At 44.6% G+C, this 16,196-nt stretch carries 12 protein-coding genes and 1 pseudogene; 6 read left to right on the forward strand and 7 right to left on the reverse strand.

All coding sequences use genetic code 11. The features are described 5' to 3' along the window. Nucleotides 1-31 precede the first annotated feature (31 nt). Together HMPREF9007_RS01225 and HMPREF9007_RS26620 are read left to right on the forward strand one after the other, a co-directional pair. Entirely contained in the window at nt 32-523 is a 492-nt protein-coding gene (locus HMPREF9007_RS01225) for a GNAT family N-acetyltransferase (protein WP_008763751.1), read from the forward strand. Between the two features lie 284 nt (nt 524-807). Further along, nucleotides 808-933 (forward strand): annotated as a pseudogene (locus HMPREF9007_RS26620) (helix-turn-helix domain-containing protein); the annotation flags it as partial. 11 nt (nt 934-944) lie between these two features. On the opposite strand, the gene HMPREF9007_RS01220 reads toward HMPREF9007_RS26620, so the two are convergent. From HMPREF9007_RS01220 to HMPREF9007_RS01195, 6 genes are all read right to left on the reverse strand, one after another. Then, entirely contained in the window at nt 945-3,362 is a 2,418-nt protein-coding gene (locus tag HMPREF9007_RS01220) for a TonB-dependent receptor (RefSeq protein ID WP_032850799.1), read from the reverse strand. 90 nt (nt 3,363-3,452) lie between these two features. Then, entirely contained in the window at nt 3,453-4,055 is a 603-nt protein-coding gene (locus tag HMPREF9007_RS01215; RefSeq protein ID WP_008763753.1) for a LuxR C-terminal-related transcriptional regulator, read from the reverse strand. Between the two features lie 18 nt (nt 4,056-4,073). Beyond that, nucleotides 4,074-5,723: an FAD-dependent protein gene (locus HMPREF9007_RS01210; protein ID WP_008763754.1), complete on the reverse strand. Its 1,650-nt coding sequence runs from the start codon at nt 5,721-5,723 to the stop codon at nt 4,074-4,076. Between the two features lie 20 nt (nt 5,724-5,743). Beyond that, nucleotides 5,744-7,111, reverse strand: a complete 1,368-nt coding sequence (radA, locus tag HMPREF9007_RS01205; protein WP_008763755.1) for a DNA repair protein RadA — start codon at nt 7,109-7,111, stop codon at nt 5,744-5,746. Between the two features lie 12 nt (nt 7,112-7,123). Beyond that, the gene (locus tag HMPREF9007_RS01200; RefSeq protein ID WP_008763756.1) at nt 7,124-8,323 is read right to left on the reverse strand and encodes an AAA family ATPase; all 1,200 of its coding nucleotides are present in this window, start codon (nt 8,321-8,323) and stop codon (nt 7,124-7,126) included. A 101-nt stretch (nt 8,324-8,424) separates the two neighbouring features. Further along, a complete protein-coding gene (locus tag HMPREF9007_RS01195) occupies nt 8,425-9,462 on the reverse strand; it encodes an asparaginase (protein ID WP_008763757.1) in 1,038 nt (345 codons plus the stop codon). Nucleotides 9,463-9,861: 399 nt separating this feature from the next. Between HMPREF9007_RS01195 and thrA the strand changes: the two genes are divergently transcribed. From thrA to HMPREF9007_RS01175, 4 genes are all read left to right on the forward strand, one after another. Then, nucleotides 9,862-12,297 carry a bifunctional aspartate kinase/homoserine dehydrogenase I gene (gene thrA, locus HMPREF9007_RS01190; protein ID WP_008763758.1) on the forward strand — a complete coding sequence of 812 codons (2,436 nt, stop codon included), beginning with the start codon at nt 9,862-9,864 and terminating at the stop codon, nt 12,295-12,297. 128 nt (nt 12,298-12,425) lie between these two features. Beyond that, a complete protein-coding gene (locus HMPREF9007_RS01185; RefSeq protein WP_008763759.1) occupies nt 12,426-13,649 on the forward strand; it encodes a cofactor-independent phosphoglycerate mutase in 1,224 nt (407 codons plus the stop codon). Further along, the gene (gene thrC / locus HMPREF9007_RS01180) at nt 13,646-14,947 is read left to right on the forward strand and encodes a threonine synthase (RefSeq protein WP_008763760.1); all 1,302 of its coding nucleotides are present in this window, start codon (nt 13,646-13,648) and stop codon (nt 14,945-14,947) included. Before HMPREF9007_RS01185 ends, thrC begins: the two co-directional genes overlap by 4 nt. Before the next feature lie 34 nt (nt 14,948-14,981). After that, on the forward strand, nt 14,982-15,554 hold the full coding sequence (locus tag HMPREF9007_RS01175; RefSeq protein WP_008763761.1) for a DNA-3-methyladenine glycosylase I: 573 nt from the start codon (nt 14,982-14,984) through the stop codon (nt 15,552-15,554). A gap of 324 nt (nt 15,555-15,878) precedes the next feature. Here HMPREF9007_RS01175 and HMPREF9007_RS26630 read toward each other — a convergent pair. Continuing rightward, nucleotides 15,879-16,196 (reverse strand): transposase (locus HMPREF9007_RS26630; protein ID WP_129593451.1); only part of this gene is annotated, 318 nt, incomplete at its 5' end.

Genomic DNA, 16,196 nt, shown 5'->3' on the forward strand with positions numbered 1-16,196 from the left:
ATCTTGTTTCACTTTCAAATCATACTTCTGAATGATGGAAATCAGACCTACCGAATTGACGGATCTCCCTTTGGTGATGGAGATTTATGATTATGCCCGTGCTTTTATGCGTGCCAATGGGAATGCGACCCAATGGATTGACGGCTATCCGTCCGAATCATTTATCCGTCAGGAGATAGAAGACGGTCATAGCTTTGTCTGTACGGACGAACAAGGGGAGATATTGGGAGCTTTCTGCTTTATATTAGGCGAAGATCCTACTTATCTGAATATTTATGAAGGCGCGTGGCTCAATGACGAACCTTACGGTGTCATCCACCGGATGGCTACCAGTGGTAAAAGGAAAGGCGTATCGGAAGCCTGTCTGAACTGGTGCTTTGAGCATTTCGGGAATATCCGTGTGGATACACATCGGGATAACAAAGTTATGCAGCACATTCTGACGAAATACGGCTTTCAGCGCTGTGGTATCATCTATGTCAAGAACGGGACAGAGCGCATTGCTTACCAAAGAATACTTTAATTGTATGCTACCTTTCTCACGCAGTCTATTTATAGATAAGTTGTTAGTCCATATAAATCAAGCATCCGTATCATATGGAGCAAGCGTTGGTTTCCTCGGAGGAAACGTCCGTTCCCTTTAAAAGGAACGGTCGTTTCCATTAAAAGGAACGCCCGTTCCCTCACCGGGAAACGATAGTTTCCATTGCAGGAAATGATAGGAAACTATAAGTTGTTGAGATCTAGCTATATAGAGTTCTGTTGGCAATGTTATAGAGTTTATGTTCATGCCCGTACGGTTTTGAGCTAAATGATAGTCAGCTGACCATTCAGCAGATCAGCGAACAGCTGAACTTCTCGAATCAATCATTCTTCGGGAAGTTCTTTAAGCGCTGTGCTGGTATGTCTCCAAAGGACTATATGAACAGTTGATCTGTTATTTCTTAGAATCGGCAGCGGAGATCTATTCCGAATTGTACGGGACGTCCTTTCTGCATAAATCCTTTGTTCATCGTTTCAAAGTAGAAGGCTGCATAGTCTTTGTCCAGGAAGTTACGTGCCCAGAAGCTGATCATTGCATTCCCTTTTTCAAGATTTGCACGCCAGTTCAGTGTGCCGTAAAAAGATTGGCTAACATCATTCAGTTCCGTCCAGTAGATGCGTCCGGCAGCATTGTAGTTTGCTTGGAATACAACACGGTCGAAGATGGAACGGGAGCTACAGGTGATGGCGTATTCTCCTCCGATATTAAGCGTATGCTTGGGGACGAAGGGAACATATTTGCCGTTGTAGTCAGCTTTTACTGTTAGGTTGCCATCTTTGTCTGCTTCATTTATAATATAGTCGGTAAAGGTGGCGTACGTATATCCGTAACTTGCGTTCAGACTTAGTTCGTTGGTCAGGCTGGCACGGAGGGATGCTTCTGCACCGTAGCTGTTGCTTTTGCCTGCATTGATTGTGGTACGTCCAAGACCGCTGCCGATAAATTGAGAGAGTTGCTGGTCACGGGTATCCATATAGAAAGCTGCAAGGTCGGCCCAGAGTTTTCCTTCCCACAAAGTGAGATGAGTACCCACCTCATAATTCCATGAATATTCCGGTTTATAGGTGGTTGCATCTTTTACTTCGGGTATAGCAGGCATTTTGTCTCCTATCATTCCTTCAATCAATGTGCTGTATTTTTCGAACTCCGCGCTTTTTTTAATGGCTTCTACCATCGAGTGCGCCTGTTGCCCGGTGATTATATCAGAAAACATTTGGACGTTATAGCCTCCCGAACGGTAACCCTTGGATACTGTAGCGTAAACGTTATTGCCTTTTTTCCATTCGTATTGTAAGGCAAACTTGGGTAATAATTGGACATAATCTTCAGATAGTTTACCATTGTAGGCAGCATCTGCTATCAGGTCTTTGGCGGTAATAACCATAGGGCCCATGGCAAAGTTGAAGTCGAAGTTGAGTGGGTCGCTTGCCGAATTGTACTTCATACTCATCTTTTCGTAGTCCAGACGAAGACCTACAGTGAAGGATAGTCCTTTGGTAAAAAGGTTATTGAAGGTTGATTGATGAAAAATGGCTCCGTTCCATATTGGAGTATCAAAGTTGCCACTGACTCTTAACGTAGGGTTAAGAACACTCATGCTCATCTTAGGTGCTTTATTCCCTAAATTTTCAAAGATGCTGTTGGTATTTCCTTCAATAGTTTCTTTTACCCCGTCTTCTTTGAAGGTAACCGGCCCGTCTGTATTCAATGTCTGATAGAATCCAAAGATACCTGTTGTCCATTCCCACTTACGGTTGGGCTTCGATTTAAGCACAACTTCTTCTGAAATAGTATTTAGTTTCTGCTTTTGGGTGAGATTGAATATGTTCTTTTCAGTAAAGTCCTGGTCGAGAAACATTCGGTCTTTCAGATGCTGATAACCGGTAACAGCGCTTAGGATGAAATTCTTGGCTTGATATTCGACATTAAATCCTGTATTCAGCAGGTTACGGTAGTAGTTGCTTCTATCATTATATGCAATCTTTCCGATCATTTCTTCCCGTTCTTCAGTCTTTCCCTTGTTGAGGCCTTCTTGGGTGATGCCTGTGTAAAAGTAAGGATATCCTCCTTGGTCACTATATTCGTAGCTGACATTCAAGTCTAGTTTAAGGTTATCTTTCGGCAGATAAATACCTCTGAACCGTCCACCTCCTGCATTGCCTTTGTCTACCCGTTCATTATTGCGTGCAGAGTTTTGATAGAATCCTCCGGTATGTTCGTAGAATCCTCCGGTAGAAAAGGCGAATTGGTCGGATATACGGTGGTAATGTGTTAACGATACATTGTAGTCGTTATAAGTTGCTGCTCCCATACGGATATCTGTACCTTGATATGTGAAAGGTGACTTGGTGTGTACCTTGATCAGCCCGCCCATTGTATTACGTCCATACAAAGTTCCTTGCGGACCGCGGAGTACATCAATACGTTCTATGTCGGAGTAGTTGAAATCGAAAGCTGATTTATCAATATAGGGGATGTTGTCTACATAGAGTCCGATAGCCGGTGTGTTGATACGTGAACCAATCCCCCGAATATAGATAGAAGTAGTCAGCTTTGATCCATACTCCGGAATGAAAATATTCGGAATGAGTCCGGATAATCTTTTCACGGAGTTCACTTGGTTAGCCTGCATGTCTTTCTGTGACAATACAGTTGTAGCTGCTGGCAGCTCACGTAGTTTCCGGTTTTCTTTCGGAGTGGCGATCACTACCACTTCTTCGATGTCTACTACTTTAAGAGAATCTTTAGGGAAATCTTCAGCCCATGTTGTTCCTGTCGTCAGGAATGTGAGGGCAATCATAATATTCTTTGTTTTCATTCGCAGTTAATTTGTCTGGTGCAAAGTAACGGCAAATATATAAGGTAGGCAATCCTCATTTATTAGGATTATGCCTCATATTTTAAGAAATCAGATTCGGTCCGCCTCTATGTATCCGTTCATTACTGCATAGATGGTTAATCCTGATACAGACTTGATTCCAAGTTTTTCCGTGATATTTTTCCTGTGGGTGATGACGGTAGTCAGACTGATATTCAGTTTGTCGGCAATTTCTTTGTTAATTAATCCTTTGGTAATTAGAACCAGTACTTCTATCTCACGGGCAGATAAGATTTCCTGATGTACCTCCGGCATGGCAATCGGGGGCATATCTTTTACAGGATAGCCGTTGTGGTGTGCATGTTGATGAAGCTTCAAAAGGCTTTTCACCAGTTTCTCTTCGGGTTCGTAGATATTGAGTACAGGCACACCCGACAGTTGGAATTGCGGGCTGTCACTGGCCAGCACAATTGTTTTCCGCTTTCGGGGGAGGAAGAAGGCATTGTGTTCAACATAGATTTGCGCCGAGATGAAGTAATGGGCATACATGTCCGGGGTATCATCCATTAGTTCACTGAAACTATGGAAAGTACGGATAGTTGCCATTGGAATAATTTCTTCCAATATACTTTTCAGTCCGAGACAAGTGAGGGTATTGGACTCGATAATGGCTATTTCAGGTTTGTAGTTCATTTGACCGTAGAATATTTATTAATGATTGATATAATTAGCTACCGCTTCCGCACACCGTTCTCCATCGACTCCTGCCGAAACAATTCCACCTGCATACCCTGCACCTTCTCCGCAGGGAAACAGTCCGCGAACAGTGACGTGCTGTAACGTCTCCTTATCCCGTACGATGCGGACTGGCGAAGAAGTGCGGGTTTCCACACCAATCATCACCGCTTCATTCGTAAGGAAACCGTGACTGGTACGCCCAAACTGCTGAAAACCGAGAGATAATCTTTTGCTGATAAAATCCGGCATCCAAAAATGAAGCGGAGAAGAAATCAGCCCCGGACTGTAGGAAGATTCCGGTAAATCAAAACTTAATTTCTTGCGAGTAAAGTCCAGCATACGTTGCGCCGGTGCCGTTTGGCGCCTGCCACCCTGCAACCAGCATTGACGTTCCAACTCCTCCTGAAAGTGAAGGGGAGTAAGTTGAGTCTTGAGAGTTGAGAGCTGAGAATTGCTCAGCAATGGATTAATGGCTAATAACTGCGCATTTTGTTGCGCAGCCAACTCTCCACTCTCCATTTTCAACTCTCCACTTATAAAATCTTCCGGTTGAATCTCTACCACCATTCCTGAGTTACTCCAACGCGATCCGCGGTTAGAAGGAGACATTCCGTTTACTACAACTTGTTCCGGTCCGCTGGCGGCAGGAACAATGAAACCGCCGGGACACATACAGAAGCTATAAACTCCTCTGCCTTCAGCTTGTGTCACGAAGCTGTATTCGGCAGCAGGAAGGTATTTCCCCCGCCCGTTCTTATTGTGGTATTGTATCTGGTCGATCAGCATAGCCGGATGTTCCAGCCGGACACCGACAGCGATTCCTTTGGCTTCTATCGTAACACCGTTTGCAGCCAGCCAGCGATATACATCCCTTGCGGAATGTCCGGTTGCCAGTATCACAGGACCGAGAAAAGTCTTTCCTGTGTTGGTTTCAATACCTTTGATTTCGTTGTTCTCAATAATCAGTGCATCCATTCTGGTCTGAAAATGCACCTCTCCACCACACTCGATAATCGTATTCCGCATATTCTCAATGACACGCGGGAGTTTGTCTGTCCCAATGTGAGGATGGGCATCGGCCAGTATAGCCGCAGAAGCTCCGTGCTGACAGAATACATTCAGTATCTTGTCTATATTTCCTCTTTTCTTGCTACGGGTGTAAAGTTTTCCATCCGAATAGGCTCCTGCGCCTCCTTCGCCAAAACTATAGTTCGATTCCGGATCTACGGTATGTTCTCTGCTGATTTGTGCCAGATCTTTTTTCCGTTCGCGCACATCTTTTCCCCGTTCTACGATAACCGGACGTAGTCCGAGTTCGATGAGGCGTAAGGCGGCAAACAGTCCGCCGGGACCGGCACCGACTACGATAACCTGTGGCTTGCCTTCCACATTATTATATATAGTGCGTTCGTATTCATCTTCCTTGGGCATCTCATTGATGTATGCCCGTACCTTCAGGTTGACAAAGATAGTCCGTTGACGTGCATCGATGCTCCGTTTCAGTATTCGGGTAGCAGTGATATTACGCAGGTTAATGCCTTTTTCTTTAGATATATATTCTTTCAGTCGCTGTTCGTTTGCTGCGATTTCGGGAAGGATGCGGAGTTGGTATTCTTGTGTCATGGATTTATTTTAATTTAAACTTATCCGAAGAGTGCTCTGAATGCCTCTTCTACCTTTTTTACAGGTACTAATTCTATTTTTAGTTTTTGGGTATCAATCCCTTGCAGATTATATTTAGGAAGCAGGAACCGTTTGAATCCTAACTTTTCCGCTTCTCCGATTCGCTGCTCTATTCGATTTACGGGGCGTATCTCTCCCGACAGACCGATTTCTCCTGCCATACAGACTTCCGGTTCGACAGCCGCATCCATATTGGAAGAAAGGATGGCACTGATCACTGCCAGGTCAATAGCCGGATCATTCACCTTCAATCCTCCGGCAATATTCAGAAACACATCTTTCTGCGCAAGCTTGAAGCCTACGCGCTTTTCGAGGACAGCCAGAAGCATATTCATTCTCCGTATATCGAAGCCGGTTGCCGACCGTTGAGGATTTCCATAGACGGCAGAACTCACCAAAGCCTGCGTCTCAATCAGGAACGGGCGTACTCCCTCGATAGCAGAAGCAATCGCTACTCCGCTCATCCCTTCATGATCCTGACTTAACAATAACTCCGAAGGATTGCTGACCTGACGTAATCCGTCCTGACGCATTTCGTAAATACCTAGTTCGGCAGTGCTTCCGAATCGGTTCTTGATGCTTCGCAGAATACGGTACATATAATGCTGGTCTCCTTCAAACTGGAGAACTGTATCTACAATATGCTCCAGTACCTTTGGGCCTGCAATACTGCCTTCTTTATTTATATGTCCGATCAGCAGGACGGGTGTATGCGTTTCTTTGGCAAAACGGAGAATCGATGCCGAACATTCCCTTACCTGGGCAATGCTTCCGGGAGATGATTCAATATTTTCCGTGGAAATAGTCTGTATGGAGTCGATAATGACCAGGTCGGGACTGGTGTTCTTGATATGCACGTAAATCTGTTCAAGTGAAGTTTCACAAACGATCAGACAGTCGCTGGAGACTTCCGAAAGGCGGTCGGCGCGTAGTTTCAGCTGTCGTGCGCTTTCTTCACCGGATACATAGAGAATCTTCTTGTCCGGCATACGCAAGACAGTCTGCATGACGAGTGTCGATTTTCCGATTCCGGGTTCTCCGCCGATCAAAACCAGAGAGCCGGGCACAAGTCCTCCGCCCAATACACGATTCAGTTCGTCGTCGTGCATATTGATGCGCGGCTCATCATCGGCTTCTATTTCGCTGAGGATAACAGGTTTCGCTTTCTGCGTCTCGATGCCCGATACCGGACGGCGGTTAGTCGTTTCTTTCCGTACGATCTCTTCTACATACGTATTCCATTCTCCGCACGACGGACACTTGCCCACCCATTTCGGTGATTCCTGTCCGCAGTTACTGCATACATATACGGTTTTTTCTTTTGCCATTTTCTTTTTCCTTTAATATAAGAACCCGAATGCCCATAACGGAATTTTGTTTCCTGCTGAATATTCTATATCATCTGCGGCTATAAATGCCTTTTTGCTGCCAGCTATCTGTTTTCCGTCCTTACTTTTTCCGCCAACTTCTATTGTGTATTTGCTGTCTATCGTGTAGTCTGCACTACGTGTACAGTATTCTACTCTATGCAGATAAGAAAGTTGGTTCACCATAAATACTTCTCTCAATGTGCCCTTGTTCACATCCTTGAAAGTCAGCGCATAAAGTAAATTGGTATTTTCCATGTATATCTTATCCGGTTTTTGTAGCTTTTTGATAGAGTCGTTGTCCGAATAAAGAAGATGAATTAACTTGGCTCTGTCCAAATATTGCAGATAGGCCAGAATGGTGGTACGCGAGAGTTCTGCCAGGGCAGAGAGCTTAGTGATATCCACCATAAACGGAACTTCGGAGGAAAGGATGCCTAACAGGCTTTTCAATTTCCGTACATTACTGATATCTACTCCACATTGTTGGGGAAGTTCAATCTCAAGTATCAAATTCGTTATATTCTCGATTCGTGTATAATACTCTGCATTTCCTTCCAGATAAAAAGGATAATACCCATGTTTCAGATAATCCTCAAAATGAGCCAGTGGTCTGCATTGAGAGTTGACCTCATTGCAAATTCCGTCACTGCTCTCCAAGATCTCTTCCAATGTATAGGGGCGGATATGAATCTGATGAAATAACTTCAGATATTCACGGTAAGAGAGTCCTTGCATATTGTATGATATGCATCGGCGTGACAAATCTGCTTCTGCATTCAGAAGTTGAAGTAAGGAGGAGCCTGTGAATACTATTTTCAGTTCGGGAAACTCGTCATATATATTTTTAATCTCCTTGCTCCAGGATGGATATTTATGTACTTCATCCAGAAAGAGACATTTTCCTCCTTTCAGATAAAACTGTTCAGCCAATTCGCTAAGCGTATGTTGAGTGAAATACAGACTATCCAGACTTGTGTATAAGGCGCTCTGACTATCGTTTGCATAATGAAGTTTCAGGTATTGAAGCATTAAAGTCGTTTTTCCGACTCCACGTGCTCCGCGGATGGCAATCAGTCGGTTATCCCAATTGATTGTATCCATTAAGCTCCTGATATAAGTAGTGGAAGTGGCTGTTAGTAACCTTTTATATCTTCTGATTAGTGTATCCATATCCTTATTTGTTTTCTATGGAATACAAAAATAGGCATAATTTGTTCAACGCGCAAAACAAAATCGGATAAAATCTGTTCAACGCATTAAACAAAAGGTCCTTATAGAGTGATCTCACCAGCTATCGACCGATTCATACGATCACGAACCTCATCCGGAGTATATCCGTGTCCCAATAAGAACATCAATTTAGTCACGGCCGACTCTGTCGTACTGTCATATCCGGAGACCACTCCTGCCTGTAGTAGCTGGTACCCCGTTTCGTAACGTTCCATCTCCACCATTCCGGCATTGCACTGGGTTACATTGACAATGACAATCCCCTGCGCACTGGCCTGACAAAGCCTGCGGATAAACCATTCCTTTCGGGGAGCATTGCCGGAACCATACGTTTCGAGTACGACCGCCTTTAATCCTTTGGTCCCTAACATCGTAGCTACTACATTCTCCTGAATGCCGGGGAATAACTTGAGAACCACGATGTTCGTATCCAATAAATAATGTGGCACTAACTCCTGCTTGCTTTTGTTGACATGAATCAGTGCTTGATTATATTTAATGTGAATACCTGCTTCCGCCAATACTGGGTAATTGAATGAGCGGAATGCGTTGAAGTTTTCCGCGTTCATCTTTGTCGTACGGTTTCCCCTCATCAGATGATTCTCAAAGAAGATGCAGACTTCCGGAACGAGTGCTTTCCCCTCCTTATCCTGTGCGGCGGCAATTTCGATACTTGTCATCAGGTTTTCCTTTCCGTCCGTGCGGAGAACCCCTATCGGGAGTTGGGAACCCGTAAGGATCACAGGTTTGTCCAGTCCTTCCAGCATAAAACTCAGGGCGGAGGCTGTATAAGCCATCGTATCCGTTCCGTGCAAAATAACGAAGCCATGATAGAGATCATAGTTCTCATGAATAATGTGTACCAGCTTTCTCCACATATCGGGTTCCATGTCCGAAGAGTCCATCGGAGGGTCAAACTGATAAGTATCAATCGGGAAGTTGAATTTTTGCAATTCGGGGATATGCCTCTGGAGTTGCTCGAAGTTGAAGTTCTCCAATGCGCCTGTTGCGGTGTTTTCAATCATTCCAATTGTCCCACCGGTGTATATTAACAATACGGAAGTATTTAACGGGGTCATATGCTGGTTTTATGCTGTTGTTTTTGCAAATATAATAATATAAACGATATATAAATAGCAAAATGTCATAAAAGTGCAGGGCTTTTATGGGAGGGAAAAGAGACGGGATGTTCTTTTTATCAGAAAAAAACCGAAAAAAGTGATAGATTGAACGTTTTTATTATTACTTTTGCGACACTTATCAAAAACAATGGTAGAAACAGAGACTATGATGAAGTACTATCCACATACAGTCACATCCATGTGTACCATGACCCTTTGGGGTTAATGGATAGTATTTGTGTATCTACGTGATTCACGCCTGTGTAAGTAGGCAAAACTCAATTTTAATTTTTCGTAAACAACCAATCACCCTGTAATAACTATACTCGAGGGGATTGTATTTAAATATGTATCTTCATGAAAGTAATGAAATTCGGCGGAACGTCCGTAGGTTCCGTGAACAGCATTTTAAGTGTAAAGAGAATTGTAGAGTCGGCCAGTGAGCCGGTAATTGTAGTTGTTTCCGCGTTAGGGGGCATCACTGACAAATTGATTAATACATCGAAGATGGCGGCAGCCGGAGATTCGGCCTACGAAGGAGAGTTCCGCGAAATCGTCTATCGTCATGTGGAGATGATTAAAGAAGTGATTCCTGCCGGAGCAGGGCAAGTGGCATTGCAACGTCAGATTGGCGAATTGCTGAATGAGTTGAAAGACATTTTCCAGGGTATCTATCTGATCAGAGACCTTTCCCCGAAAACATCGGATACCATTGTCAGCTATGGCGAACGTCTTTCGTCCATCATCGTTGCCGAACTGATCGATGAGGCAAAATGGTTTGATTCACGTACTTTTATCAAGACTGAAAAGAAGCATAATAAACATACGATTGATGCCGATCTGACTAATCAGTTAGTAAAAGAGACTTTCCATTCCATTCCGAAAGTATCGTTGGTTCCCGGATTTATTTCTTCGGATAAGGTGTCGGGAGACGTAACGAATCTCGGTCGTGGTGGTTCGGATTATACGGCTGCCATTATTGCCGCAGCGCTCGATGCCGGCAGTCTGGAGATATGGACCGATGTAGACGGCTTTATGACAGCCGACCCGCGTGTGATCTCAACAGCTTATACTATTTCCGAATTGAGCTATGTAGAAGCAACCGAACTTTGTAACTTCGGTGCGAAAGTTGTTTATCCGCCGACGATCTATCCGGTATGTCATAAGAATATTCCTATTATAATAAAGAATACGTTCAATCCTGACGGAGTGGGAACAGTTATCAAGCAAGAGACTTCCAATCCGCAGAGTAAGGCCATTAAAGGTATTTCCTCTATCAATGATACGAGTCTGATCACTGTTCAGGGGCTGGGTATGGTAGGTGTGATCGGTGTAAACTACCGCATCTTCAAGGCTTTGGCAAAGAATGGAATCAGTGTATTCCTTGTTTCGCAGGCTTCATCAGAGAACAGTACCTCTATCGGTGTTCGGAATGCTGATGCCGATCTGGCTTGTGAAGTGCTGAATGAAGAATTTGCGAAAGAGATCGAGATGGGAGAGATTTCTCCGATCCTTGCAGAGAGAAATCTGGCTACGGTGGCAATCGTTGGCGAGAATATGAAGCATACACCGGGTATAGCAGGTAAGCTCTTCGGTACACTGGGACGTAATGGTATCAATGTTATCGCTTGTGCGCAGGGAGCTTCGGAAACCAACATTTCTTTTGTTGTCGATTCCAAGTCATTGCGTAAATCTCTGAACGTTATCCATGACTCCTTCTTCCTGTCCGAATATCAGGTATTGAATCTCTTTATCTGCGGTATCGGTACGGTTGGCGGTAGTCTGGTAGAACAGATTCGTTGCCAGCAACAGAAGCTGATGATGGAGAACGGATTGAAGTTGCACGTCGTAGGTATTATCGATGCTGCGAAAGCCATGTTCAGTCGCGAGGGATTTGACCTTGCCAATTTCCGTGAGGAGTTGCAGAAGAAAGGCAAGGATAGTAACTTGCAGACGATCCGTGACGAAATAGTCGGAATGAATATCTTCAACTCCGTATTCGTGGATTGTACGGCAAGCCCCGACATTGCATCACTTTACAAAGACCTTTTGCAGCACAACGTTTCCGTAGTGGCAGCCAATAAGATCGCTGCATCTTCGGCTTACGAGAACTATCGCGAACTGAAAACGATTGCCCGTCAACGGGGGGTGAAGTACCTGTTTGAAACAAACGTAGGTGCGGGACTGCCGATTATCAATACCATTAACGACCTGATTCACAGTGGTGACAAGATACTAAAGATTGAAGCCGTACTTTCGGGTACATTGAACTATATCTTTAATAAGATCAGCGCTGACATTCCTTTCAGCCGCACGATCAAGATGGCACAGGAAGAACGCTATTCCGAACCGGACCCGCGTATCGACCTGAGCGGAAAAGACGTGATCCGCAAACTGGTGATTCTGGCACGTGAAGCCGGATACCACATCGAGCAGGAAGACGTAGAGAAGAATCTCTTTGTCCCGAACGACTTCTTCGAAGGTTCGCTGGACGACTTCTGGAAACGAGTGCCGAGCCTCGACGCAGACTTCGAAGCCCGTCGTCAGGTATTGGAGAAAGAACATAAACATTGGCGCTTTGTTGCCAAACTGGAAGACGGAAAAGCCTCTGTAGGCCTTCAGGAAGTGGGTGCCAACCATCCGTTCTACGGACTGGAAGGCAGCAACAACATCATCTTGCTGACTACGGAACGCTATAAAGAATATCCGATGATGATTCAAGGATACGGTGCCGGTGCCGGAGTAACGGCTGCGGGAGTATTCGCTGATATCATGAGTATCGCAAACGTTTAATTAATGGAGAATGGATAATGGAGAGTGGATAATGGCTTTGCAGCTTGTGGCACCGCTCATTATTTTTAATGAATTCTCATTGTATCTTTCATTATCCATTTTCCATTATCCATTAAAAAATTAAAGAAGTGAAGCATATTATCATACTGGGAGACGGAATGGCCGACTGGCCAGTGAAGTCATTGGGGGACAAGACGCTCCTGCAATATGCGAAGACGCCTTATATGGATAAATTAGCCCGCATGGGACGCAATGGACGTTTGATAACTGTTGCCGAAGGTTTCCATCCGGGTAGTGAGGTTGCCAACATGTCCGTGTTGGGATATAATCTTCCGAAAGTGTACGAAGGACGCGGGCCGCTCGAAGCAGCCAGTATCGGTGTAGACCTGAAACCGGGAGAAATGGCGATGCGTTGTAATCTGATTTGTGTGGAAGGAGAGATTCTGAAGAATCACTCTTCCGGACATATATCTACGGAAGAAGCGGATGTACTGATCCAGTATCTGCAAGAGAAGCTGGGGAATGACCGCGTACGTTTCCATACAGGAGTTCAGTATCGTCATCTGCTTGTTATCAAGGGGGGGAATAAAGAACTGGATTGCACCCCTCCGCACGATGTCCCGTTGAAACCTTTCCGCCCGTTAATGGTGAAACCCTTAGTGCCGGAAGCGCAGGAAACGGCGGACCTTATCAATGATCTTATTCTTAAATCACAGGAACTGCTGAAGAACCATCCGTTGAATCTGAAACGGATGTCGGAAGGCAAGGACCCTGCAAACAGCATCTGGCCCTGGAGTCCCGGCTATCGTCCGCAGATGCCTGCTTTCTCCGAAACTTTTCCGCAAGTAAAGAAAGGAGCAGTTATTTCGGCTGTCGACTTGATTAACGGAATCGGATATTATGCCGGCTTACGCCGTATTGCGGTAGAGGGAGCCACCGGATTGTATAATACAAATTATGAGAATAAAGTAGCTGCCGCTCTGGAAGCATTGAAGACGGACGATTTCGTTTATCTTCATATCGAGGCCAGTGATGAGGCGGGACACGAAGGGGATATCGATCTGAAACTCCTGACGATAGAGAACCTCGATAAACGTGCTGTAGGTCCTATCTACGAAGCAGTGAAGGACTGGGACGAGCCTGTGGCGATTGCCGTATTGCCCGACCATCCTACTCCCTGCGAACTTCGCACCCATACCTCCGATCCTATACCGTTCCTTATCTGGTATCCGGGCATCGAACCGGATGAAGTGCAGACGTATGACGAGATATCGGCATGCGACGGCAGTTACGGTGTGCTGAAAGAAGATGAGTTTATAAAAGAATTTATGAATCAAAAGAATATCCAATGAAATACTATAGTACAAATAAACAAGCGCCGATGGCTTCTTTGCAGGAAGCTGTAGTAAAAGGGCTTGCCGCCGACAGAGGACTTTTCATGCCAATGACTATCAAGCCTCTTCCCCAAGAATTTTACGATACGATAGATACTTTGTCTTTTCAGGAGATTGCTTATCGTGTAGCCGATGCTTTCTTTGGCGAAGACATCCCTGCCGATACCCTGAAACAAATAGTGTATGACACATTGAGCTTTGATGTACCGTTGGTGAAAGTGACGGACAACATCTATTCTCTGGAACTTTTCCACGGACCGACTCTGGCTTTCAAAGATGTAGGCGGCCGTTTTATGGCACGTTTGCTGGGGTACTTTATCAAGAAAGAAGGCCAGAAGGATGTGAATGTATTGGTAGCGACTTCCGGTGATACGGGAAGTGCCGTTGCCAACGGTTTTCTGGGTGTGGAAGGTATTCATGTATATGTACTCTACCCGAAAGGAAAAGTCAGCGAAATACAGGAAAAACAGTTCACTACTTTGGGACAGAATATCACCGCTCTCGAAGTGGACGGGACGTTTGATGATTGTCAGGCACTGGTAAAAGCTGCTTTCATGGATAAGGAACTGAATGAACATCTGTCACTGACTTCCGCCAATTCTATCAATGTAGCCCGCTTCCTGCCGCAAGCATTCTATTATTTCTATGCTTATGCACAACTGAAGCGTGCCGGAAAAGCCGACAATGCCGTGATTTGTGTTCCTAGCGGAAACTTCGGAAACATCACAGCCGGATTGTTCGGCAAAAAGATGGGCTTGCCTGTCAAACGTTTTATTGCTGCCAACAATCGCAACGATATATTCTATCAATACCTGCAAACAGGTAAATATAATCCCCGCCCATCCGTTGCAACCATTGCCAACGCTATGGACGTAGGTGATCCGAGCAACTTTGCCCGTGTGCTTGACTTGTATGGCGGTTCTCATGCTGACATTTCTGCTGAGATTTCGGGAACTACATATACCGACGAGCAGATTCGCGAAACAGTGAAAGAAACCTGGAAGGAACATCATTACCTGCTCGATCCTCATGGAGCTTGCGGTTATCGCGCTTTGCAAGAAGGACTGAAACAGGGCGAAACGGGAGTCTTCCTTGAAACTGCTCATCCTGCTAAATTCCTGGAAACTGTAGAAAGTATCATTGGCGAAGCGGTAGAAATACCTGCCAAGTTGCAGGAATTTATGAAAGGGGAGAAGAAGAGCTTGCAAATGACGAAAGAATTTGCAGACTTCAAGAAGTATTTGCTTTCTGTTTGATTGGGTTTTAAAGCAAGGTATAAAAGAAATAATTATGCAAGATATAGTAAACGGACGCTGTGGTTGGTGTGGAACCGACGAACTGTATGTGAAATATCATGATCAGGAGTGGGGAAATTTGGTGACTGACGACAAGACGCTGTTTGAGTTTCTTGTATTGGAAAGTGCTCAGGCGGGGCTGAGCTGGATAACCATCCTCAGAAAACGGGAGGGTTATCGCAAAGCCTTTTGCGATTTTGATGCCGGGCAGGTGGCACAGATGACCGAGGAAGATGTAGAACGGTTGATGCACTTTGAAGGCATTGTGAAAAACCGTCTGAAAATCAAATCGACCATTACCAACGCCAGACAATTCCTTGCTATACAAAAGGAGTTCGGTAGTTTTTACGACTACACTCTCTCATTCTTTCCCGACAGAAAGCCCATTGTCAATACCTTTTGTTCATTGGGCGAGATTCCGGCATCTTCTCCCGAATCCGATGCAATGAGTAAGGACATGAAAAAGCGCGGATTCAAATTCTTTGGAACAACGATTTGTTATGCTCACTTACAGGCTTCGGGATTTATCAACGATCACTTGAAGGATTGTATTTGCCGGAAAAAATAAATGACGTGCGGAAATAATTCAAATCTGTTTAGGAATGAACTAAACAGTAGTACACAATAGTAACTCCATTCTCCTCCTTCCCGAAGGAGGAGAATGGAAGATAGAACCGACTATCATTTAGCTCATAACAATACGAAAAGGAATAAATTGCTTTGAGCCGCTCTACTAGAGAATTAAAATATCCAAAATTGCTGTCATCTGTCACCAAATGAGAGATAACGCGCTGATTATAAACTAATAAAGAGGTGACAGCACAGCGTGACGGCATTGTGACAGCATATTTTGCTATCACAATGCCGTCACGTAAGCGTCTCCGCGATGCCGTTACTTCTTCCATTTATCCGGTAATAGTCCTCTGAGATATTTTTTATTTGTATTGGGATTTACCATTACAAATTTGTTTAATATGTCTTTGAAGTATTCAAATGTATTAATTCCATTTAGCCTGCATGAACATGCCAGTGAATATATCAGTACTGCTCTTTTTGCTCCCTGATGACTTCCGCAAAATAGTGAGTTCCTTCTGCTCAGGCTTATATATCTGTTAATCCTCTCAATGGCATTATTGTCCATTTCATACTCGGGTCTGAGCATATAATTGCATAATGCTGGAAATTCATTCAGGGTATAATTGACCGCTTT

The organism is Bacteroides sp. 1_1_14, from assembly GCF_000162515.1.
GTDB lineage: Bacteria > Bacteroidota > Bacteroidia > Bacteroidales > Bacteroidaceae > Bacteroides > Bacteroides thetaiotaomicron.